The organism is Rothia koreensis (assembly GCF_052232265.1).
Classification (GTDB): domain Bacteria; phylum Actinomycetota; class Actinomycetes; order Actinomycetales; family Micrococcaceae; genus Rothia; species Rothia koreensis.
In genome coordinates, this window is sequence record NZ_CP197643.1 from 198,217 (window position 1) to 219,961 (window position 21,745).

Sequence of the window (21,745 nt, forward strand, 5' to 3'; positions counted from 1 at the left end):
CTGTTGATTTCGATCATCGTCAAGTTCCAGGTCAAGCCGGAGTCGGCCGATTCGTTCCCCGAGGTGACCCGCGAATTCACGAAGGCCACGCGCGCCGAACCGGGCAACAAGTGGTTCGAGTGGTCGCGAAGCATTGAGAACCCGAATGAGTACGTGCTCCTCGAAGCGTTCGACGACGACGCCGCCGCGGACCACGTCAACAGCGAGCACTTCGCCAACGGCCTGGAGAGTATGCGCCCGCACCTGGTCGAGACCCCGAAGATCCTGTCCCGGCAGGTCGAGGGAGAGGACTGGGATCGCATGGGCGAACTGCAGATCGACCAGTGAGCGACCCCCTGCCCCCGGCAGGCGCGGTCCACGAAGACTCAGGTCATGCCCACGACGCGGTGCAACTTGCCGTGTCGACGGTGATCCTTGCGATGAGGCGCGAAGAGAAGGATGAACCGCATTCGCTGTGGTTGCCCCTCGTCAGGCGCCTCAGGGACCCTTTCAAGGGGATGTTCGCCCTCCCGGGCGGACCGCTCTCCCCCGAGCTGTCCCTCGAGATGTCCGCCGCATCGACTCTCGAACGGGCAACGGGCCTTGTCCCCGGGTACCTCGAGCAGTTGTACGCGTTCGGTCGCGTCCACCGCCTCCCCGGCCCCGAGGACGAGTACGACGACGTCGCCCCACCCAGCGAGCGGGTGGTCTCGGTGGTCTACTGGGCGTCGATTCCGGCGACCGACGTCGCGAACACCCGTGTCCACGAGAATATCCGGTGGATGCGGGCCGATGACCTGCCGCGCTTGGCCTTCGACCACAACGAGATCGTCGACTATGCCCTGTACCGCCTGAAGAACAAGGTCGAGTACTCACGCATCGCGCATTCCTTCCTCGGGGAGGAATTCACCCTGGCCGAGCTGCGCGAGGTCTACGAAGCGATCCTTCAGCGGCCGCTGGATCCTGCGAATTTCCGTCGCCAGATCGCGGCGTCGAAATCCATCATCGACACCGGCAAACGCGTGGAAGGAACCCGGCACCGGCCCCCGCGCCTGTTCCGCTACGACCACACGCAGGCTTTCGCGGACCAGGGCCCCCTGGGCATGTACCGCGCGGCCGCGCACGACGCAGCCATGCGTCGCGACGAGAACATGAATGAGAATCCGTAAGAAACCAATTTTCACTCTGCAATAAGGCGTATTCCGTGCCGAAGACTCGCCCTGATTGACTGCGGAATGTGATCCAGATCATGGGTCACATTATCGATATTCAATGAGGAGTAGTCATGAGCACTCAGGACACCGCGCCAGTGGATCTCTCAACCGTCGAAGCCGCCCGCAAGAAAGCGCCCGAGGGTCAACGCGTCGCCGTGGTCACGGGTTCCGCGCGAGGAATCGGCGAAGGGATCGCGCAGAGGTTGGGCCGGGACGGCCTGCACGTCATCGTGGCCGACCTGCCCTCCATGCAGGAGGGCATCGACTCAACGGTGGAGGCGATCACGTCGGCAGGCGGCACCGCGACGGGAACGACCGTCGACGTCTCGGACGAGGACTCGGTCGCGGCCCTCGTGTCCACGGCGGTCAAGGCGGGAGGGCACTTGGACGTCTTCGTCGCGAACGCCGGGATCGCCCAGGTTCAGGAACTTCTCGACTACGATTCGAAAGACTTCCAGAAGATCGTCGACGTCAACATCAAGGGTGTCTTCAATTCATATCGCCTGGCCGCTCGCCAGATGGTCGACCAGGGGCACGGGGGCAAGATCATCGGTGCGGCCTCGATTGTCGCCTTCCGACCCTTCGCCTTCCTCGGACCGTATTCGCTGACCAAGTGGGCGGTTCGCGGGCTCACCCAGGCCGCGGCGATGGAATGGGCCGAATACGGGATCACGGTCAATGCGTACGGACCCGGCATCGTCGGCACGAACATGTGGGACCTGATCGACGAGAAGCTCGCGGCCAAGCACGGTCAGCAGCGGGGCGAGGCCCTGGCCGAGAACGCGCAATCGATCCAGTTGGGCCGCGTGTCCGTCCCGGACGACATCGCGCGCCTCGTCTCGTACTTGGCCGGAGAGGACTCCGACTACGTCACCGGGCAGACGATGCTCGTGGACGGGGGCATCCAGTTCAGCTGAGAGAAGGAGCCCCCAGCGGCACGTTCTGAGAATCGCGGAGAACGGCCCCGACCGACCGGCGTCGATCGGGGCCGTTCTCGCGGGGTGGGAAGACCGGGCCGCGCCCAGTCATTCCTCCCAGTCATTCCTCCCCGGAGTTCACCTCGGTCCGGAAACCAACGGTTCAGAGGTTCACGGTGTCACTCGAGCCCGAGGGTCGGTCGCCCGTGAACTTCGAGGTGACGATCTGGGCCAGGGAAGCGACCTTGCCGCCGGGCTGCCCCCAGAACTGGGCGGACTCCCCGACGAAACGCATCAGACCCAGATTCGGGTCCTCCTTGCCGCCCTCGAACCAGGCGGCGACGCCGTCGTTCCACAGTTCGTCGATCTTCTCCCGGTTCGCGTTCTCGAACTCGACGTGACCCGAGACCGACAACCAGGACCCGACCTCGGCAAAGGCCAGGTTCACCTCGGAGGTTTCCATCAAGTCCTCCGCGAGTTCGCCGTGGAGACCGATGAAGAACCAGGCCTCGGCGTCCTCCGTGACCTTCTGCGGGGTCATGGGGTGCGAGTGAAGCCTTCCGTCGTTCTTGGAGACGGACGTCAGCATGACGAAACGCTCGCTGCGCATGATCTCGACGATCTTTTCCTGTGTCAGGTCAGACATTGCGGTTCCTTTCCATCGTGAAATGCGGCGCGTTGGCTCTGGAACCCATCTTTCTCCTCGCCGGTCCGACTGGCCAGAGGCGCGGTCGGCTTATGCTCACGGAGGAACGCGGCCCGGCGTCGTCGGGATGGCCCGGGGCCTAGCGACGAAACAGCCGCTGGTTCGCGAACTCGGTGATACCCAGCCTTCCGAGCTCCCGACCGTTGCCCGATCTCTTGACCCCGCCGAAGGGCAGCTCCGCCGCGGTGCCTCCAGGCATGTTGATCGACACCATCCCGACCTCGAGGCCTTCGCCCACGGCTTCGGCCCTCTCCGGGTCCCCACCGAACACGGCGCCACCCAGTCCGTAGGGCGAGTCGTTGGCCACCTCGATGGCTTCTTCGTCGCTGTTGACCGAGTGCACGACGACGACCGGCCCGAACAGCTCCTCGTGGTACGCGTCCGACGAGGGGGCGACGTCGGTCAGGAGCGTCGGCGCATAGTAGTTCCCGGGCCGGTCCAAGCGCTTTCCGCCCGTGACCAGGGTGGCGCCCTGGGAGACCGCGCGGTCCACGTGTTCGGAGATGGCCTCGACCGCGCTCGCGGAGGACAAGGGGGCGAGCGTCGTCGCCGGGTCCTGCGGGTCACCCGGCTCGTAGTCGGTCTCCAGGATCCTCTTCGCCGCGGCGACGAAGGGAGCGTAGGCCTCCTCCATCACGATGAACCGCTTCGGGGAGTTGCAGGCCTGCCCCATGTTCTCCATGCGCGTCCGAACGGCCAGGTCGGCGATGTCTTCGATGTTCTCCTCGTCGAGCACGATCAGCGGATCGGAGCCGCCGAGCTCGAGCACGACCTTCTTGAGCTGTTCCCCGGCAATCGAGGCGACCGACGCGCCGGCGGCTTCGCTTCCCGTCAGGGAGACCCCGGAGATCCTGGGGTCGCGCACGACGTCGCCGATATGCCCCGCATCGATGAGCAGGATCTGGACGACGTCCGATCCCAGGCCCGCTTCCGCCAGAACGTCGGCCAGGGCGTAGGCGGATTCCGGGGTCGAGGACGCCGGTTTGATGAGCAAGGTATTGCCGAGAACAAGGTTGGGCGCGATCAACCGAGCCAATTGGTACATCGGATAGTTCCAGGGCATGACGCCCAGAATGACGCCGGTGGGCCGGTACTGCACGACGTCGTCCTGATCGGAATCCTCGATCGGCTGCTCCTGGAGCATGTCCGGCCCCTTGGAACCGTAGTACTCGAAGATCTGCGCGACGATCTCAACCTCGTTGACCGCGTCCGAGTTCCGTTTCCCCATCTCCCGGGTGATGACGCCGGCAAGCTCAGCGGACTTGTCCCGCAAGAGCTCCGCGGCCTTGAGCAAGGCACCCGCCCTCTCGGACGGCGTCGACTGCCGATCAGCCCTGTAGCCGTTGTGGAGGGTCTCGAGGGCGAACTCGATCTCGTCGTCCGTGGCGCTCTGGTATTCGCGCACGGTCTCGCCAGTAGCGGGGTTGGTCACGGCGTACATACAGCTCCTCGACGTTGCGGCGGGTGTGCTCACGACTCTTCCCGGATTCCGAAGGACTTTCCAGATCCTCCCATCATGAGAGATGACCCGCGAGTCACCGTGGAACGACGGAGCACGTCAGAACGGCAAAAGGCCCCGCACCACGAGGGTGCGGGGCCCGGGCCAGGGTCGGTGTTCCTTAGTTGGGAACGATGAGGCCCTTGGTCTGCGTACGAGCACGGTCGAAACGCTCCTGGGCGTCCGCCCAGTTGGCGATGTTCCAGAATGCCTTGACGTAATCGGGCTTGACGTTCTGGTAATCGAGGTAGAAGGCGTGCTCCCACATGTCGAGCTGCAGGATCGGGGTCTGGCCCAGCGGGACATTGCCGGCCTGCTGATCGTAGAGCTGGAAGAGGTTGAGACGCTCACCGATCGAGTCCCAGGCCAGCACGGCCCAGCCGGATCCCTGGATGCCCGTGGCAGTCGCAGTGAACTGCGCCTGGAAGGCATCGAAGGAACCGAAGAAGTCGTCGATCGCGGCGGCGAGCTCACCGGTGGGCTTGTCGCCTCCGTCCGGAGACAGGTTGTTCCAGAAGATCGAGTGGTTGGTGTGCCCGCCCAGGTTGAAGGCGAGATCCTTCTCGAGCTGGTTCACGTAGGCGAGGTCGTTGCTCGAACGTGCCGCTTCCAGCTTCTCCAGAGCGGTGTTCGCACCCTTGACGTAGGTCGCGTGGTGCTTGTCGTGGTGCAACTCCATGATGCGAGCCGAGATGTTGGGCTCGAGAGCTGCGTAGTCATACGGAAGATCCGGAAGTACGTACTGGTCAGCCATAACCAATCCTTTCAGTGATCCAGCTAATAGATCCACTCCCGACTTTAACACCAGGGCGCGGCCGCCTCACAGGGAAACGTCATATCTTCCGCCGCCAGCGAAGATCGGCTGAACACGGCGACGTCGGGCGCAACCCTTTCCGCGCAGTCGACCGGCCCCCGGGGCAGACCGTGGCACTCCCCCGGGCGGCGGCTCGCTGGCTGCGGCGGGGGGGCAACCGCTCGCTGCCCCCCTCCCCGGTCAGCCCCGGCGCTCCGTCTTCGACGCCTTCGACGTCACCCGTTCCCGCGCCCGACTCAGGGCACCGCGGGCACCCGTGGTTGGCCGAAGTGCGTCGAGGCGCGCCATGGTCGGCTCGTCGAGGCGGATGCGGCCGGCGTCGACGTTCTGCTCCAGGTGTTCGAGCGACGCGGTTCCCGGGATCAACAGGGTGTGGTCGGAATGGTGCAACAACCACGCGAGCCCGACCTGGGCGGGAGCCACGTCCAGGTCCCGGGCGATCTCCTGGACCTCGGGTTCGCGCCACACCTTCGCGGACCCGGGAAATGCGCCGCCGAGAGGGAAGTACGGCACCCACGCCATGTTCTTGGGACGGGACAGGGCAAGGGCCGCCTCGTGGGTGCGAGACGTCAACGAATACGCATTCTGCACGCAGACGGGACGCACCGGCAGCGAGCGTCGGAGTTGGTCATCGTTCACGTTGCCGACCCCGATCTAGCCGATCAGCCCTTCGTCGCGCATCGCGACCATCTCGGCCAGCTGGTCCTCAAGGTTGACCCTCGGGAGGCCCGGCAACGGCGTATTTTCCGGTCCGACGCGTCTGAGGTTGACGACATCGAGCCGTTCAACCCCGAGGCTATCGAGATTGTCCTGGACCGCACGTCGGAGCTCTTCGGGTCTTTGCGCTGGAACCAGGGGCATGGGGCCACGCTCCGGCGGCCGCGCCCCGACCTTCGTGACGATCACGACGCCGTCCCGACCCGCGACCTCTTCCGCGAGCGCCCGGTTCGCGACCCCATTCCCGTAGAAGTAGGCGGTGTCGAAGTGATTGATGCCGAGGTCGAGGGCCCGCCGGAGCATGGTTCGCGCCGCCGTCGGGTCCTTGAGCCGAGGTAGTTGCATCGCGCCGTAACCGACGCGGGCGACGTCGTGGGGACCCAAGGCAGCCTTGCCTCCCGGGGCCGAGTCGTTGTGGTAGGCATCTGTGGGCGAACTGTTGGTCATGAGACGACCTTCCGACATGCGACGAGGAAATGCTTCCGAGATGTTCCCGCGTGGCCGCAACCACCGAACGGGAGACGGTCCGCGCGGTTCTTGAGTTTCGCGCTGTTGGTGGATCATGATGCCATTTCCTGGCGCGAAGTGGCAGTTTCGTGCGGCCCCCTTGGCGCGAGGTGGCAATTTCGAGCGGCCCCTGGCGCGACGTGGCAATTTCGAGCGGCCCCCTGGCGCGAGGTGGCAATTTCGAGCGGTTTTTGGGCTTAAAACCGCACAAAAGCGCCACCTCGAGCTGGGGCAGGGACCGAATTCGCACAGGATTGCCACCTCGGGACGGTTGCCGACGCCGTCGCTCCCCCGCCCGGCACCGTTGGGTGGTGGTTACCCGATTGGGAGGCGTTTGCCGCCCACCTCAGACCGCACACGCGGGATCCTTGGGAGCCGTTGGGTGGTGGTTACCCAATTGCGGGGCCCCTACCGTCCATCTGACGCCTCACACGCAGGGGTTTTAGGGCCCGTTGGGTGGTGGTTACCCAATTGCGGGGCCCTTGCCGCCCTTTTGACGCCTCACACGCAGGGGCTTTGGGGCAAGTTGGGTGGCGGTTACCCGATTGAGAGGCGTTTGCCCCTGCTAGGTGGGGGTTGAACCGCCACCTAGCAGGGGCAAACGCCTCCGAATCCGGTAAACGCCACGCAACTCCAGCGGCCGCACCCGGCGACTCCGGCACGCACCCATCCAGTGGCCCAAATCTGCCGGACCAAAGACCTCGAGTGCACGAAATTGCCACCTCGCGGGCGGAGAAGAGGGGAAGGCAAATGTCGATGACGCCCCTAGCGCCCCTTCATCAAGCGGAGCGCTGAGTTGAGGTAGAGCGCGCAGAGACCCAGAACTGGCAATGCGGCGATCAACTCCCCCGAGGACACCTCCGTTGTCATCATCTTCAGGAGGATCCAGAAGGCCGGAACGCCGCCCAACATCAAGCTCGCGGTCGGGCGTGCAGTCATCCTCCACCAGGACCGTGGGGCGTCCGACTCGTCCGCACCCCTAAATACCCTGGTCAGGCCGTAAATTAGCGGAGCAAAAACGAACCAGAAGATCATCTGGTTATCCACGTCCGCCAAGAGTTCCGCTCCGCCCGCCGCCAGGGACGCCACCACGCATGACGCGAGAACCGCAGCGAGCTTCCCAACGAACGTGCGAACTCGCCATACCCACGGATCGCGGACGGGGAAGTCAGAGGCATCAACGGAAGCTAAGTTTTCGTGATTCATCGTTCTCCCGGAGTGGTTCTGTTCACCGGTCGCACTCCATGCAACCACACCCCGCACGCCCGAACCCGCCCACAGACCCAGCCCACCCACGCAACTCGCACCTATTCTCACTCCGCGATAACCGGACTTCTCAGGATGCGAGTGGCCTAGTGAGACTGTGTTGCAGCACACATTTAGCTACACTCGAAGAGGAGTCACCGTGAAAGCTATCCGTCTCCACCAATACGGGAAGGACCCTGTGCTCGAAGAGGTCGACGAACCGAAGATCACCGACCCATGGGGCGTGATCGTCGATGTCGAGGCCGCGGGCCTGTGCCGCACCGATCTGCACATCGTCGAGGGCCAGTGGGAGCCGATCCAGCACCCGAGCCTCCCCTACATTCTCGGCCACGAGAACGCGGGGCGGGTCCGCGAGGTGGGAAGCGCCGTGAACAACGTCAGTCCGGGCGACACGGTCATCATGCATCCCCTGACCAACTGTGGGTTGTGCCCACCCTGCCGCCTCGGCCAGGACTCACATTGCGAGAATTCGACTTTTCCCGGCGTCAGCGTTGACGGCGGGATGGCCGACCAGTTGCTCACCAACGCCAGAGCAGTCGTGAAACTCGACGACGGCTTGGACCCCAAGGACGTGGCGGCACTGGCCGACACCGGGTTGACGGCGTATCACGCGGTGAGGAAAGCCGCCGACGAGTTGTTCCCGGGTAGCCACGCCGTCGTGATCGGCGCGGGCGGGCTCGGCCACATCGGCATCCAGACCCTGGCGGCCATCACGAGCGCGGAAATCACCGTGGTGGACCGGAGCGAAGAAGCCCTCGAGCTGGCACAACAGCTCGGCGCCCACCACACGGTGCGCGCGGGCGACGACGACGCCGTCGCGTCCCAAGTCCTCGACATCACCGGCGGCGGAGCCCAGATCGTCTTCGACTTCGTCGGTGAGCAGGGCGTCGAACTCTTGGCGCCGCGACTCCTGCGCAATCGCGGTTCGCACTACGTCGTCGGCTACGGCGGCGAATCAAGACTCCCGACGATCGAGATCATCAGCCGGGAAATCAATGTGATCGGCAACCTGGTGGGCACCTACAACGACCTGGTCGAACTCATGACGCTCACCGCCCAGGGGAGGGTCAAGCTGCACACCTCCATCTACCCCCTCGACGCCGCCCTGGATGCCTTTCACGACCTCGACGCCGGCCGACTGGTCGGTCGAGGAATCCTCGTGCCCTGACCGGAACAAACGATCGATAGGAGCTGAACGATGACGTTCCCAGCAAAATACCCACAATTGAACGAGATGGAGCTGACGGATGACGCACACGACGTGCTCATCAGGCTGCTCCGCGCGGCCTTCCCGCATCCGGACTTCCCGGACGGCCCGTACGAACGAACGGCCACCAGGATCCTCAACGAGGCCCGGGAATCGACCTGGTTCCGCGTGGCACTGACCCAGGGAATTCTCACGCTGGGCCAACTGGCCGGCGGCGATTTCAGGAATCTCGACGACGACGCCGCGACGAGCGTCCTGCGCCGCATCGAGGCCACGGCGTTCTTCGGGTTCATCCGACGCACGACGGTGCTCAACCTCTACGACGACCCCGAGGTCTGGGAAGTCCTCGGCTACGAGGGGCCGAGCTTCGACAAGGGCGGCTACATCAACCGCGGTTTCAACGACCTCGATTGGCTCCCCGAGCCCCGGATCGAACTCTACGACGGTGAGCCGCTGCCGGACATCGCCCCGAACGCAGTGCTCGCATCCACCGGAAAATCGCCGACCGGCGGCCAGCAGACCGACACCAGCAACCAGCCTGGATCCCAGGAAACCGTGATGAGAAAGGTTTCGAAGTGAAAATCGATCAGAATGAAGAAGCCGTTGTCATTGTGGGTTCGGGAGCGGGCGGAGGCACCCTCGCCTATGAACTGACCAAGAAGGGCATCCCCGTGGTCGTGCTCGAGGCGGGCCCGTACCTGCGCAACGAGGACTACGTGAACAACGAGTGGGAAGCCTTCAACCAGATGGCGTGGCTCGATCCGCGCACGACCAGTGGTTCGTGGCGCATCACCACCGACTTCCCGAACCTTCCGACATGGATCGTGAAGGCGGTGGGCGGCACCACGACGCACTGGTCGGGTGCGACGCCGCGCTTCAAGGAGCACGAGTTCAAGGCCCGCAGCACGTACGGCCGCGTGGAGGGGGCCAACCTTCTCGATTGGCCGATCACGAAGGAAGACCTGGACCCGTACTACGAGCGGGCCGAAATCGCGATGGGATCGACCCACACCCACGGGCGCAAACCGTTGCCGGCCAACAACAACTACAAGGTCTTCGCGAACGGGGCCGAGCGCATCGGCTACAAGCATTACGCGACCGGCCCCTACGCGACCAACGCCGAGGAATACGACGGCCGCCCCGCATCCATCCAGGACGGCTTCAACTTCCAGGGCGACAAGAACAAGTCCAAGTGGTCGACCCTGGTCCGCGAGATCCCGCGGGCCGAGGACACCGGGCTGTTGGACCTGCGCTCGGACTGTCAGGTCGTGCAGATCACCCACGACGCTTCCGGTCGAGCGGATTCCGTGCTCTATCTCGACGATGAAGGAAACCTTCACCGGCAGGCCGCGAAGCTCGTGGCGGTCGCGGGCAACTCGATCGAGACCCCTCGCCTGCTCCTCATGTCGGCAACCCCCATGTTCCCTGACGGGCTCGCGAACTCGTCGGGGCAGGTCGGCCGCAACTACATGCGGCACACCACGGGCTCCGTGTTCTCACGGTTCGACAAGCCGGTGCGCATGTACAGGGGCGAGACGATGGCGGGCGTGATCGCCGACGAATCCATCCACAACCCGGACCGAGGTTTCGTGGGAGGCTACTATCTCGAAACGATCTCGCTCGGCCCCGCGTTCCTGGCCAGCTTCGCGGATCCGGGAGCCTGGGGCGCCGACTTCGCCGAGATCATGAACGCCTACCTGAATACGGCGGGCCTGTGGGTCATCGGCGAAGACATGCCGCAGGAATCGAATCGGATCACCTTGAATTCGGCCGTCACGGACAAGAACGGTCTGCCGGTCCCGAACGTCAATTTCGACGATCACGCGAACGACGTCGCCATGCGCAACCACGGGTACCAGCAGGCCGAGAAGCTCTACAACTCGGTCGGTGCCGTCGGTTCCCACCGTGCTCCCCCGTACCCCTCGACGCACAACCTCGGGACCTCCCGCATGAGCGCTCGGCCCGAGGACGGCGTCGTCGACCAGTGGGGGCGCACTCACGACATCCCCAACCTATTCGTCAGTGACGGGTCGGTCTTCACCACGGGGGCCGCGGCGAATCCGACCCTCACGATCGTCGCTCTGGCGATCAGGCAGGCCGAGTACATCGCCGATCAACTGAAGACCGGCGGCATCTGAAAACCTCACCACTTCACCCAGATATTAGGAGAAACTATGCCCACTTCATCCCCGTACGACCAGATCGCGGAAGTCCCCGCCTTCGAGGTCACCAGCACTGACATCACCGACGGTGGAACGCTGCCCACACCCCAGGTCAGCGGCATCTTCGGCGCAGGCGGCGAGGACGTCAGCCCTCAACTGTCCTGGAGCGGATTCCCCTCCGAGACGAAGAGTTTCGCCATCACCGTGTACGACCCCACGGCACCGACCGGAAGCGGTTTCTGGCACTGGGCCGTCACGGATGTTCCCGCTTCGACGACGTCGGTCCCGAGCGGAGCCGGCGGCGAGGACGGCGAGGGCCTGCCCGAAGGAGCCATCCAGTTGCGGAATGATGCGAGCCTCTCCCGCTACCTCGGGGCGGCTCCTCCCGCGGGTCACGGCGTCCACACGTACTACATCGCGATCCACGCGCTCGACGTCGAAACCCTCGACATCGGGGCGGATGCCACACCGGCATTCCTCGGGTTCAACATGTCGGGGCACACGATCGCCCGGGCAGTGATCACCGGTACGTTCGAAGCCGAGTAGGCCCCTGGGCCCGGCCGTCCGCCCCACCGGCCCGTGGGGCGGACGGCCGGGCCACCAACCCCATGTTTTGTCCGGAGTGACCGCTATGTACGGAGGCGAGTGAACGTGACCGTCGAGAAAAAGACCGCCAAGAAGTCGTCTGCGCCTCGAGATTCGAGCGTTCAGACCATTGAGCGAACCCTCGCCATCCTCGAGTTCGTCTCCGAACGCGGCGGGGCCACGGCACGAGAAGTCTCCGAAACGCTCCAGTACCCCCTGCCGACTGTTTACCGTCTGATGCAAGCGCTCGTGCAGGCGGACTATCTCACGCACCTGCAAACGGAGCATCGCTTCGAATTAGGGTTCAAACTCGACCAGCTCGGGGCCTCCCTGCACCGCCAGGTCGGGGTCCCGGCCATGGTCCGCTCGGAAATCCAGATCCTGCACGACTACGCCAAGGCCGCGGCGTACTTCGCGATCTACCGCGGGACCGGCGTGGTGCTCGCCTACGTCGTGGACAGCCCCCGGTATCCCCGACTCCAGCCGCTGCGCTTCGGTTTCCACGAAGCAGCCCACGCGACCGCTTTCGGAAAGATCATGCTGTCCGGCATGTCGAAGGCCCAGCTCGACCAGTACCTCGAGGCCCACGGCACCTCGGACCTGACCCCGTCGACCATCACCGACCGCGCCAAGCTGGAGGAACACCTCGCGGAAGTCGGGAACAGGGGCATCGCCTGGGAGAAGGAAGAATTCATCCCTGGCATGACCTGCGCCGCCATCGGCGTTCGCAACGACGCCGGAATGGTCGTGGGCTCCGTCGCGATCAGCACGCCGTCCCAGGACACGGGCCCCGTCCGGGACAGGGAGCTCGAACGCCGTCTCCGGGACACCGCGAATCGCATCAGCCGCTACTACCGGACCACTCAGGCCCCCATCGCGTGATCCCGCCGGTGCACCGTACGGAGTGACGACGCCGCCCCGGCCCCTCCTGCGCGGGCCCTACCTTTCCGCGCCGTACAGATGCTCGGGGCGGCCCGTCGACCCGTAGTGGAGGGTCACCGTGACGGAGCGCGATTCGGCGAGTTTGACCAGGTGTCGCTGCGCCGTCGCCCGGGAAATCCCCACGGCCTCCGCGACCTCGGCGGCCGACATGACCGCGCTGGCGCCGCGCAGGGTCTCCAGGATCGTGCCCGACGTCGAAGAACCGGGAGAGTGTGTGGCCGGCGTCGTCCCGACCGAATCGGTCAGTGCGCGCAGTGCCCGGTCGAGGCCCGCCTGGTCGAGGCGTTCCCTGTCGAGAAGCCGGCGGTACCGTGCGTACCGACGGAGGAAGCCCTGGAGCACGGCGGCGTCGAAAGGCTTGAGTATGTAGGTCAGCGCCCCCGCCCGCAACGCCGAACGAACCACCGCGGCATCCGCGACCGCCGAAAGCACGGCGGCGTCCGTGTCCGCGGAACGCAGCAGGTCCACCCCGTTGCCGTCGGGAAGCACGTAGTCGACAAGAACCAGGTCGACTTCTCCGCCGTCCAAGGCTTCCCGAGCCGCACGGACGTCCCGGACGGGCTCGAGGGCTTCGAACCCCGCCACCTGGTTGACGTATTCACAGTGCAATTGACCGACGTACAGGTCGTCATCGACCACCAGTACTTTCGTCACGATTCACCTTTCTCTTCCAGAACGTGGGGCAGTTCCACCCCGAAACTCGCCCCGCCCATCCGCGGGTCCTTGCCATCGATCAGCCAGACTCGACCCCCTTGGCGTCGGGCCACCCGGCGGCACAGGGCCAGGCCGATGCCCAACCCGTGCGCCTCGTCGCCGGAGCCATCACCCGAGGTGACGCCGTCGTCGAAGACGCGCTCGCGCTCGCTCTCCGAGGCCAGGCCGTCGCCGGTGTCGCTCACGACGGCGTGCAGGGCCTCGCCATCGCTCAGCACATGCATCTCGACCACCCGTGGCGTCGCCGAGCCGCGGACCGCGGCACGCACCGCGTTGTCAATCAGGTTGCCCAGGATGAGGGTCACGTCCTCGGGTTCGCGGACCCGCCCCAGGACCAAGGAGTCCTCCGAAATGCGCAGCTGGACGCCGCCCTCCGCGCTCGTGGTGCCCTTGGCTTCGGCGAGCGCCCTCAGATAGGGGTCGGAGATGGCGTCGATCCCCTCGACCGGGGCACCGATCGGTCCCGTCCTGAGAATCTCGCCCAGATAGCGTTCGGCCTCCTGATCGGCCCCGGTGGCCACGAGACCCATGACCGTGTGGAGCCGGTTCGCGAATTCGTGGCGCTGGGCGCGCAAGGCGTCGGCCATCGTGGTGACGGATTCGAGTTGGCGGGACATGGTCAGAATCTGGGTCTCGTCCCGGAGCGTCACGACCCCACCGACCGATATGCCCCCGCGCCGCACCCGCACAGCCGTGGCCAGGAGGATCCGGTCGCCCACGGAGACGCGGCGCCTGAGCTCAGGGGCTTCCGGGTCGGCGTCGTCGGTCAGGACCTCCTCGACCATCGTCCGGATCCGTTCGGGAATGTCGACGTCGTCCTTCGACCCCTGGTCCTGGCCCAGGAGGGTTCGGGCGGTGCTGTTGCTCAGGGTCAATCGTCCGTCCGGGGCGAATCCGAGAACGCCGTCGTCCAGGCCGCGCAGCACGGCCTCCTGGTGCTGGGCCATTTCGGCCAGCTCTTCGGGACCGATGCCCAGAGTCTGGCGCTTGAGTCTCCTGCCGAGGGCCACGGAGGCCACGACCCCGACCGCGAGAGCGGCGATCGCGAGGGCGCCGATCACCCAGATCCTCTGGCGCACCTCGGCCCCGACCACGGAGGTGCGGATCCCGACCGAGACCTCACCGACCACGGTGCCGTCCCCGGTCGACGAGTACACGGGGACCTTGGCCCGCACCGTTTCCCCGAGGGTGCCCTTCTGGTGGGTGGTCTCCTCGCGACCGGACAGCGCGGCATCGGGTGATGTGGACACCTTCTTGCCGAGTCGAGACCCGTCCGGGTGCGCGATCCGCAGTCCCCGGTCGTTCGTGACCACCACGAAATCGACGGAATTCCGGGAGGCGACCTCTTGCGCGAGGGCCTGGACGTCGCCGGAACGGGCGGCGTCGGCGTCGATCTCCTTCTCGGAACTCGCCCGAGTCGCGCCTTCCTCGATCACGGATTCGGAGGCGAGGGTCCGGGCGATCGACAGGGCCCGGGTCTCGGTCGCGTCCGTGACCGTTCGGGCGCCCAGCCACGCGAAGGTTGCCGCCGCGAGCGCCAGCACCACGATGATGACCAACAGCTGACTCGTCAGCACGCGGCGGGAGAAGGAGCTGGACGGTCGCGGCATGCGCTCAGCCTAGACCGCAATCACCGCTGAGCACAATGCGCAAAAGGCGCGCAATGAGCAGAACGCGATCAGTGAGCACAACCCTGCGCGCAGCCCCCAGGGTTCCCTAAGGTGTATTGCGCATCACAACACACTTCGAAGGAGAAGCCCGTGATCGTCCTTCTCGGATTCGTCATGATTCTGGTCTTCATGGCCTTGATCATGACCAAGAAACTTTCGCCGGTCCTGGCGCTCATCCTGATCCCGACCATTTTCGGCCTCTTTGCCGGCGCGGGCCTGGGCATCGGGGACATGGTCATGGACGCGATCGAGTCCATGTCATCGACGGCCGCACTGCTGCTGTTCGCGATCATTTACTTCGGGATCATGATCGACGTCGGCCTGTTCGACAAGCTCGTCGACCTGATTCTGCGCTTCTGCGGCAATGACCCGGTGCGAGTGGTCTTCGGTACGGCCCTGCTCTCGGGCGCGGTATCGCTGGACGGCGACGGCTCGACGACGTTCATCGTGGTCACCGCCGCAATGCTCCCGATCTACCAGCGTCTGCACATGTCCCCCGTGGTCCTGACCTGCACGGCCGGCCTGATCAACGGAACCCTGAACATCGTTCCCTGGGGCGGCCCGACGGCCCGCGCGGCCTCCGCGCTGCACCTGGACGCGAACGCGATCTTCACCCCCATGGTCCCGTCCCTGGTCGTGGGCCTCATCGTTGCGCTGAGCTTCACCTACTTTCTGGGGCGGTCCGAACGGCGTCGTCTGCAGAAGAACGGGATCGCATGGGTCACCGGCTCCGGTGATGCCACCGAGAACGGGAACGATACGGCGACCAAGGGCTCCGGACGGGCCATGGCCAGCGTCGCTGCGCCGGCCGACGGCGGCTCCCACTCCGCCTCCGACGGCGACGACGGTTCCGCGGCGAACCCCTCGGGCGGGCCAGCCACTCAGGCTCTCGTGGTCAACCAGTTCGAGGACGAGCAGCAGGGTTCTTCCGCACTGACCGATACGGCGTTGGACCCGAATCGCCCGACCCTGCGGCCGCACCTCTTCTGGTTCAACCTGGCCCTGACGGTTGCGATCATGGTCCTGCTGGTCGTGGACATCCTGCCCCTTCCGTACCTGTTCATGATCGGCACGGTCATCGCCCTTCTGGTCAATTTCCGGGGCGTGAAGGAACAGCAGGACGAACTGGCCTCCCATGCGACGTCGATCATCTCGGTCGTGGCGATGGTCATGGCCGCCGGCGTTCTGACCGGCGTCATGAGCGGGACCGGCATGGTCGACGAGATGGCCTCCTGGCTCGTGAACGTGATCCCCGATTCCATGGGCCCCTTCCTCGCCGTCATCACGGGCGTCCTCTCGATTCCCATGACGTTCTTCATGAGCAACGACGCCTTCTACTTCGGCATCCTCCCGGTACTCTCGGAAACCGCGTCCCATTACGGGATTCCGGCCACGGACATGGCCCGGGCCTCCATCACCGGGCAGCCGGTGCACCTTCAGTCGCCGCTGGTTCCCGCCATCCTGTTGCTCGTCTCGCTCTCCGGAGTCGAACTCGGCGACCACCACAAGAAGGTTCTGTGGCGAGCGCTCGTGGTCTCATTGGTCATGTTGGCCGTGGGCGTGCTGGTCGGCGTGGTCGTCATCGGCTCCTGACCTGCGGACAGCTCGCGAAAGGAAAAACAGCGCATGTCTGACTTCTATTCGAAACCCGCCCGGCCGATGCCGGAGCCCTCTCTGAGGGTTTCGGCGTCGGCGGGCATCGACCGGGCGGCGAGGACCGTCGTCCTCGGGCACCGTTCGGACGCGAGCCCTCGGGTCATGCGAGAGGCGATCGCAGCCGCCGAGAGGGAGAAGGCGGCCCTGCGGGTCGTCGTGTACGCTTCGGACAGCACCACGAGCCCCACCGCGAGCCGCATCGAGATGGTCAAGGAGGTCTCCCGCCAGATCATCGATGCGGGGATCGAATTCGAGATCCAGCGCGCCGGCGACGACGTCGCCAACCAGGTCCTGGAGCTCGCGGAAGAACACGATGCCCGGCTGATCGTTCTGGCGACGCGGCGTCGCTCCCCGGTCATGAAGCTGTTCCTCGGTTCGAGCGCCCAGCGGGTCATTCTCGAGGCGGATTGCCCGGTGCTTACCGTGAAATAGCGTAGGACCTGATCAACCGGCGTCACCCAAAGCGTTGGAATCCTTTTTGTGTTAGTATTCTGCGCGTACCAACGAGTACGTTTCCGTACCGAACTGTGGGGCGTTCGGGCGGCCACCCCCTTCCGGGCCCGTTGGTCCGTTGAGGCTCGCTCGTCTGCTCCGTCAGGACAGGTATTCGCACAGAATGAGCAGAAGAGGACCAATGCACACCACGTCGTCCCCCACTCGGCGCGCGGTGACCAAGGGTGCCGCCTGGAGCGTTCCCCTGGTTGCCGGAGCTTCCACCGTCCCCGCCTACGCGGTCAGCAATTGCGAGAAGACCGTGGCCACCCACCAGGGTGGGCGCACCACGCAGACAGCCGCTTCCGGAAGCATGTCCAACGGCATCACCGTCACTTCCGCGGCCACGAAGGGCGCCACATCCAAGATGTTCCTGGCCACCTCCGGAGAAGCCGGAAACGGGGGCAACAGGGGACGGTACAACTTCAATGTCGTCAATCTCGCGCCTCCGGGTGCCACCGCCGGTCCGTACCTGGAGCTGAACCAGCGAACCCTCGTGAAGCACTACCGGCAGGCGTCCCAGACCGTGACCTTCACGTTCCCCCAGCCGGTCTACTGTGTGGAGTTCTGGGTGACCGACATCGATTACCAGAACGGATACTACGGCGACGTGGTCACGGTCCCAGGGACCGTCGCTACCCCTTCGACCCCGGCGGACGTGACCTGTTCCGGCTCCACGTGTCAGAGCGCGCACTCGGGGGCCCCGGGCACCTTCGGCGTGGATCCGGGCGCAGCGCGCGGACTGGTGCGCTACAAGCTGACCGGCCGCGGGTTGACCAGCTTCTCCTTGATCTACTCGAGCAATTCTTCCGGGAAGAGTTCGACGAACTATCAACAGGTGTACGTCTCCCCGATTTCATACACGACACGAGCGGATTGCACCTGCGCGTGAGGCGCGTGTGAGGCGTACGCGGCACTGAACCCGTCACGGGCGGGTTCAGTGCCACGAGTCGGTCGCGGGAGGGGGCTGCGGGTCGGTAGCGGGCGTGCGGCACGCCGCGGGCCTGCAGGCCCGTCGCGGGCCGTTGCCGGGAGTCGCAGCCCGGTCTCGGTTCGTAACGTCGCTACAGGCTCCACCGCTCCCGACGATAGGCCGCGTCCCAGAACATCTCCTCGTACCGGGAAGCATCGAGGAACACGTCGCGCATCCGTGACCGGACCGTCTCCGACGCCGATTCGGCGGCCTCATCGACCAGATCGATGGCCCTCTGCGTGGCCTCCGCGAAGGCCGGGTCGCCGTATTCCTCGATCCAGCGGCCGTACGGGTGGCCCTCCACGGCTTCCGCGCGAAGGGCCAAGCGCTGGCCGACGTCGGCGTAGATCCAGAAACAGGGCAGAACCGCCGCGGCACCAACGTCGTAGGGTTCGTACGCGCACGCCGCGAGCAGGGTGTACATGTACCCCCTGGTGGTCGGGGACGGCGCCTCCGGCCTGGGCAAGGAACTCAGACGACGGTCGCCCATGAGTTGGGTGTGAAGGGCTTTTTCGTCCGCGACGGCCGAGCTCGCGCTCCCCGCCCAGAATTCCGCGGCCTCCTGCGAAGGTGCTCGCGTCGCCAACATCGCGAGCGCCCGCGAGTAATTGCCCAGGTAGAAGGCGTCCTGCTGGATGTAATCGACGAAAATCTCTGGGGCGAGAGTTCCCGCGGCGAGCTTCTCGAGGAAGGCCAGACGGTTGACTCGGTCCAGGATCCCGGAGGCATCGTTCCACAGGCGACTCGTGAATTCGCCGGTCCGCCACTGGCCGGCCTTTTCTTGGGTGATTGGGTTCATGGCGTGCTCACGCTCCGTAGGTGGTTCTACCTCAGTACTTGGGACAAGTGGTTGACGGGGCCGTGGCCCTGGTCCGGGTATCGCGAGAGGCGCCACTCGGCGCCGTCCTTGAGCGCCCTCGTGAGGAAGTTCTTGCCGTCCCTTGCTGCGGCTTCGAGGGCGTCGTCGTCAATGACCCGGGGTTCGGCGCTGTCCGTGTCCCGCATCTCCTGCCTGGAATTCCGGGCCGCGAATCCTGCGATGGCGGACGAGAGGGTGCACCCCGTTCCGTGCGTGTTGCGCGTCCGGACTCGCGGCGAGCTCAACTCGACCAAAACGGGGTTCCCTGCAGACTCGTTTCCGGACGACGTCGCCCCGGGTGCCCAACCGGGGACCGTCGCAAGGATGTCCACGGCCTCGCCGGTGCGCATATGCCCGCCCTTGAGGAGAACGGCGCGGGGGCCGAGCGCGAGCAGCTCCTTGGCCTGTGTCTGCATCTCCTCGACGGATTGGGCGACCCTATCGGGACGACCCAGCAGCCGGGCACCTTCCGGCAGATTGGGCGTGATGAGATCCGCGAGGGGAAGCAGATCACCGCGGAGCGCGGCGTCGGCATCCTCGCTCAACAGGGGGTCCCCACTGGTTGCCACCATCACCGGGTCAAGAACCACGGTGCCGAAGTGCTCGCGACGCTCGGAGATCAGCGCCGCGACCGTCCGCACCACGTCGGCGGTGCCGAGCATGCCGATCTTGGTTGCGTCCACCGGCAGGTCATCGATCACGGACTCGATCTGGGTGGCCACCACCTCGCTCGGGACCCCGTGGACATCACGGACTCCGCGCGTGTTCTGGCTCGGCAACGACGTCAGGCACGCGCACCCGTAGGCCCCGACGGCCGAAAAGGCCTTCAGATCGGCCTGGATTCCGGCGCCTCCGGAAGGGTCGGAGCCTGCGATGGTCATGGCGACGGGTGGCCGCATCACGAGTCACGTCCTCTCATCAGGGTCATGGTTGCAAGACGCCGCATCTCCGCCGCCGCGTGCCGAGGATCCTCCGCGCCCGCGATCGCCGAGACCACGCACAAGCCATCGACGGGGACTCCCGCGAGCCGGGTCGCCGTGGACGGATTGATGCCGCCGATGGCCACACTGGCCAAACCGACCGTTCGGGCGAAGGCCGCGCACGCGGTGACGCCATCGGGCCCCAGCGGCGGGCCGGCGTCGTTCTTGGTGGGCGTCGCCCAGACGGGCCCGATGCCCAGAACATCCGCATACCGTTCGGCCACCGCGGCCCGGGCTTCGTCCGGACTCGACACCGAGAGGCCGACCATCAGGTCCCGTCCGAGGACCCGGCGAGCCTCCTTCGCTGCGGCGTCCGACTGGCCGACATGGACATTGAGGCCCAGGTCGGCCGCGATATTGAGCCTGTCGTTGACGAACAGATGCGCGGGCCGTCCCGAGTCCTGTTCGGCCCTCCCGACGGCTTTCGCGCATTCCTTCGCCAATACGGAGAATTCGGAATCCCCCAGTTCCTTGTCACGCACCTGAACCACACCGACGCCGCCCATCACGGCCTCGTACACCACGTGCGGGACGCGTTCGACGCCCCCGCAGAGTGCGGTGTCGGTCACGAAGTACAGGGAGAAGTCTGTGGTCGGAGGAATCACGGGGCGTCCTCTACGATCTCGGCCGTGCGGGCGATGCCCTCGGGATACAGCTCGTACAGAGCATCGAGCCACCGCACACGGAACGTTCCCGGGCCTTCGGCGGTTCTGCCTGCCAGGGTTCCGGCGGCCCCCAGGTGCGCGTGAGCGGCCACGGCGGCGTCGTGATCCGACAGGCCGGCCGGACGCGAGGCGCCGAGGTAGGCTGCCACCGTTGCCCCGAGGGAACATCCCGTGCCAATGACCAATGGCATGAACGGGTGACCGCTGGTCACCCACGTGATTCGATCCGCGGAGACAATCGCGTCCCGCTCCCCGGAGATGGCGACGACGCCGCCCGTGCGCTCTGACAGTGCATGTCCGGCGTCGAGAGCGGATTCGACGTCGTCGGTCGATTCGACCCCGCGGCCTCCGTACCCCAGCCCTGCGAGGGCCACGATCTCACTCGCATTTCCCCTGATCACAGACGGTCGGGCCTCGAGCAGGTTCCGGGAGAGTTCGGTGCGCACGGGGAGAGAGCCCACGGCGACAGGATCCAGGACCCAGGGCACGCCGTTGGTTCGGGCCGTTTCGACCGCGGCCTTGATGGCCGAGATCTGAGTATCCGAGACCGTTCCGACGTTCACCAGAAGTCCGTTGGCCACTCCGGCGAAAATGCCGGCTTCCTCCGGATGCTCGACCATGGCCGGAGAGGCGCCAACGGCGAGCAGAACGTTGGCGGTGATCTCCTTGACCACGGCATTGGTCAGGCAGTGGACCAGAGGAGTGGTGTCCCGCACCGCTCGAGCCGGATCGATCACGACCCGATCGGCACCGTTGGACCCGGCATCGGTGATCGACGCTTCGATGTTCTGCGAACCAGCCATGGTGACCATCCCTTCGCTAGTACTGGCTAGATCAGGTTCAAAGGGTCGTATCTCAGCCTCAGGGCACCCCTCGTCACTGCGAACGCTCACGTGCGCTCCGATCCAACTGTAGTCCGCGGACCCGGGCCGCGGCATGGACAGAGCCAAAGTACCGAGAATCTGTGGACACCGACGCGAGAAGGCGGTTTTCCACAACGCATATCCACAGTGTGGAGAACTTACACGATTGTGACTTCACATCGCCCACGAACTCGACGGCGAACCGTCACCTCGGATCGTTTCGCAACCATTGATCCCGCAATGACGGGGATGTTGTGGACCAATCTGCCCCCGAGAGGACGCTGATCGACGTCGTCCGGTCATGAGGAGAGTCGACCGGCCTCCCCACATCCGACCTCACCCGTCCCCACCTGTGGAAA

Annotated in this window: 21 protein-coding genes, 1 pseudogene and 1 riboswitch; of the genes and pseudogenes, 11 read left to right on the forward strand and 11 right to left on the reverse strand. The window is 65.5% G+C overall.

Annotation, left to right across the window (positions count from 1 at the left end):
* The first annotated feature begins 3 nt into the window (after positions 1-3).
* The 3 genes from ACTSLZ_RS00885 to ACTSLZ_RS00895 all read left to right on the forward strand — a co-directional run bounded on the left by ACTSLZ_RS00885 (position 4) and on the right by ACTSLZ_RS00895 (position 2,110).
* Positions 4-327, forward strand: coding sequence for a putative quinol monooxygenase (locus ACTSLZ_RS00885; protein WP_129315580.1), 324 nt, complete (start codon positions 4-6; stop codon positions 325-327).
* 92 nt (positions 328-419) lie between these two features.
* Positions 420-1,148, forward strand: coding sequence for an NUDIX hydrolase (locus ACTSLZ_RS00890; RefSeq protein WP_443096074.1), 729 nt, complete (start codon positions 420-422; stop codon positions 1,146-1,148).
* 116 nt (positions 1,149-1,264) lie between these two features.
* Positions 1,265-2,110: an SDR family oxidoreductase gene (locus ACTSLZ_RS00895; protein ID WP_129315581.1), complete on the forward strand. Its 846-nt coding sequence runs from the start codon at positions 1,265-1,267 to the stop codon at positions 2,108-2,110.
* A 163-nt stretch (positions 2,111-2,273) separates the two neighbouring features.
* On the opposite strand, the gene ACTSLZ_RS00900 is transcribed toward ACTSLZ_RS00895, so the two are convergent.
* The 5 genes and pseudogenes from ACTSLZ_RS00900 to ACTSLZ_RS00920 all read right to left on the reverse strand — a co-directional run bounded on the left by ACTSLZ_RS00900 (position 2,274) and on the right by ACTSLZ_RS00920 (position 7,558).
* The gene (locus tag ACTSLZ_RS00900; RefSeq protein ID WP_397555565.1) at positions 2,274-2,756 is read right to left on the reverse strand and encodes a pyridoxamine 5'-phosphate oxidase family protein; all 483 of its coding nucleotides are present in this window, start codon (positions 2,754-2,756) and stop codon (positions 2,274-2,276) included.
* Positions 2,757-2,895: 139 nt separating this feature from the next.
* Positions 2,896-4,290 carry an aldehyde dehydrogenase family protein gene (locus ACTSLZ_RS00905; protein ID WP_443095401.1) on the reverse strand — a complete coding sequence of 465 codons (1,395 nt, stop codon included), beginning with the start codon at positions 4,288-4,290 and terminating at the stop codon, positions 2,896-2,898.
* Positions 4,291-4,435: 145 nt separating this feature from the next.
* Positions 4,436-5,068: a superoxide dismutase gene (locus ACTSLZ_RS00910; RefSeq protein WP_129315584.1), complete on the reverse strand. Its 633-nt coding sequence runs from the start codon at positions 5,066-5,068 to the stop codon at positions 4,436-4,438.
* Between the two features lie 240 nt (positions 5,069-5,308).
* Positions 5,309-6,409 (reverse strand): annotated as a pseudogene (locus ACTSLZ_RS00915) (aldo/keto reductase).
* Positions 6,410-7,117: 708 nt separating this feature from the next.
* The gene (locus tag ACTSLZ_RS00920) at positions 7,118-7,558 is read right to left on the reverse strand and encodes a hypothetical protein (protein ID WP_443095402.1); all 441 of its coding nucleotides are present in this window, start codon (positions 7,556-7,558) and stop codon (positions 7,118-7,120) included.
* 199 nt (positions 7,559-7,757) lie between these two features.
* Between ACTSLZ_RS00920 and ACTSLZ_RS00925 the strand changes: the two genes are divergently transcribed.
* The 5 genes from ACTSLZ_RS00925 (at position 7,758) to ACTSLZ_RS00945 (ending at position 12,454) form a co-directional block, all read left to right on the forward strand.
* A complete protein-coding gene (locus tag ACTSLZ_RS00925) occupies positions 7,758-8,786 on the forward strand; it encodes an NAD(P)-dependent alcohol dehydrogenase (RefSeq protein ID WP_443095403.1) in 1,029 nt (342 codons plus the stop codon).
* Between the two features lie 30 nt (positions 8,787-8,816).
* Complete coding sequence (locus tag ACTSLZ_RS00930; RefSeq protein WP_443095404.1) at positions 8,817-9,404, forward strand: hypothetical protein; 588 nt, start codon at positions 8,817-8,819, stop codon at positions 9,402-9,404.
* Complete coding sequence (locus ACTSLZ_RS00935) at positions 9,401-10,963, forward strand: GMC family oxidoreductase (RefSeq protein ID WP_443095405.1); 1,563 nt, start codon at positions 9,401-9,403, stop codon at positions 10,961-10,963. The genes ACTSLZ_RS00930 and ACTSLZ_RS00935 overlap by 4 nt, the downstream gene beginning before the upstream one ends.
* Before the next feature lie 36 nt (positions 10,964-10,999).
* Positions 11,000-11,533, forward strand: a complete 534-nt coding sequence (locus ACTSLZ_RS00940; protein ID WP_443095406.1) for a YbhB/YbcL family Raf kinase inhibitor-like protein — start codon at positions 11,000-11,002, stop codon at positions 11,531-11,533.
* A 105-nt stretch (positions 11,534-11,638) separates the two neighbouring features.
* Positions 11,639-12,454 (forward strand): IclR family transcriptional regulator, encoded by an 816-nt coding sequence (locus ACTSLZ_RS00945; protein WP_156265544.1) that lies wholly within the window; start codon positions 11,639-11,641, stop codon positions 12,452-12,454.
* A 57-nt stretch (positions 12,455-12,511) separates the two neighbouring features.
* Here ACTSLZ_RS00945 and ACTSLZ_RS00950 read toward each other — a convergent pair whose 3' ends face one another.
* Positions 12,512-13,168: a response regulator gene (locus ACTSLZ_RS00950; protein WP_443095407.1), complete on the reverse strand. Its 657-nt coding sequence runs from the start codon at positions 13,166-13,168 to the stop codon at positions 12,512-12,514.
* Positions 13,165-14,838: an ATP-binding protein gene (locus ACTSLZ_RS00955; RefSeq protein WP_443095408.1), complete on the reverse strand. Its 1,674-nt coding sequence runs from the start codon at positions 14,836-14,838 to the stop codon at positions 13,165-13,167. The genes ACTSLZ_RS00950 and ACTSLZ_RS00955 overlap by 4 nt, the downstream gene beginning before the upstream one ends.
* Before the next feature lie 150 nt (positions 14,839-14,988).
* On the opposite strand from ACTSLZ_RS00955, the gene ACTSLZ_RS00960 reads away from it, so the two are divergent.
* The 3 genes from ACTSLZ_RS00960 to ACTSLZ_RS00970 all read left to right on the forward strand — a co-directional run bounded on the left by ACTSLZ_RS00960 (position 14,989) and on the right by ACTSLZ_RS00970 (position 17,938).
* Positions 14,989-16,491 (forward strand): CitMHS family transporter, encoded by a 1,503-nt coding sequence (locus tag ACTSLZ_RS00960; protein ID WP_443095409.1) that lies wholly within the window; start codon positions 14,989-14,991, stop codon positions 16,489-16,491.
* Between the two features lie 33 nt (positions 16,492-16,524).
* Complete coding sequence (locus ACTSLZ_RS00965; RefSeq protein ID WP_178980453.1) at positions 16,525-16,986, forward strand: universal stress protein; 462 nt, start codon at positions 16,525-16,527, stop codon at positions 16,984-16,986.
* A 202-nt stretch (positions 16,987-17,188) separates the two neighbouring features.
* A complete protein-coding gene (locus ACTSLZ_RS00970; RefSeq protein ID WP_443095410.1) occupies positions 17,189-17,938 on the forward strand; it encodes a hypothetical protein in 750 nt (249 codons plus the stop codon).
* 172 nt (positions 17,939-18,110) lie between these two features.
* Here the strand turns inward: ACTSLZ_RS00970 and ACTSLZ_RS00975 are convergent, their stop codons facing one another.
* From ACTSLZ_RS00975 to thiM, 4 genes are all read right to left on the reverse strand, one after another.
* Complete coding sequence (locus ACTSLZ_RS00975; protein WP_443095411.1) at positions 18,111-18,818, reverse strand: TenA family protein; 708 nt, start codon at positions 18,816-18,818, stop codon at positions 18,111-18,113.
* 26 nt (positions 18,819-18,844) lie between these two features.
* Positions 18,845-19,777, reverse strand: coding sequence for a bifunctional hydroxymethylpyrimidine kinase/phosphomethylpyrimidine kinase (thiD, locus tag ACTSLZ_RS00980; RefSeq protein WP_443096075.1), 933 nt, complete (start codon positions 19,775-19,777; stop codon positions 18,845-18,847).
* Positions 19,777-20,463: a thiamine phosphate synthase gene (gene thiE, locus ACTSLZ_RS00985; RefSeq protein WP_156265543.1), complete on the reverse strand. Its 687-nt coding sequence runs from the start codon at positions 20,461-20,463 to the stop codon at positions 19,777-19,779. The genes thiD and thiE overlap by 1 nt, the downstream gene beginning before the upstream one ends.
* Entirely contained in the window at positions 20,460-21,326 is an 867-nt protein-coding gene (gene thiM / locus ACTSLZ_RS00990) for a hydroxyethylthiazole kinase (protein ID WP_443095412.1), read from the reverse strand. Before thiM ends, thiE begins: the two co-directional genes overlap by 4 nt.
* Positions 21,317-21,407: riboswitch (TPP riboswitch) on the reverse strand. Its footprint overlaps the gene before it by 10 nt.
* Between the last annotated feature and the right edge of the window lie 338 nt (positions 21,408-21,745).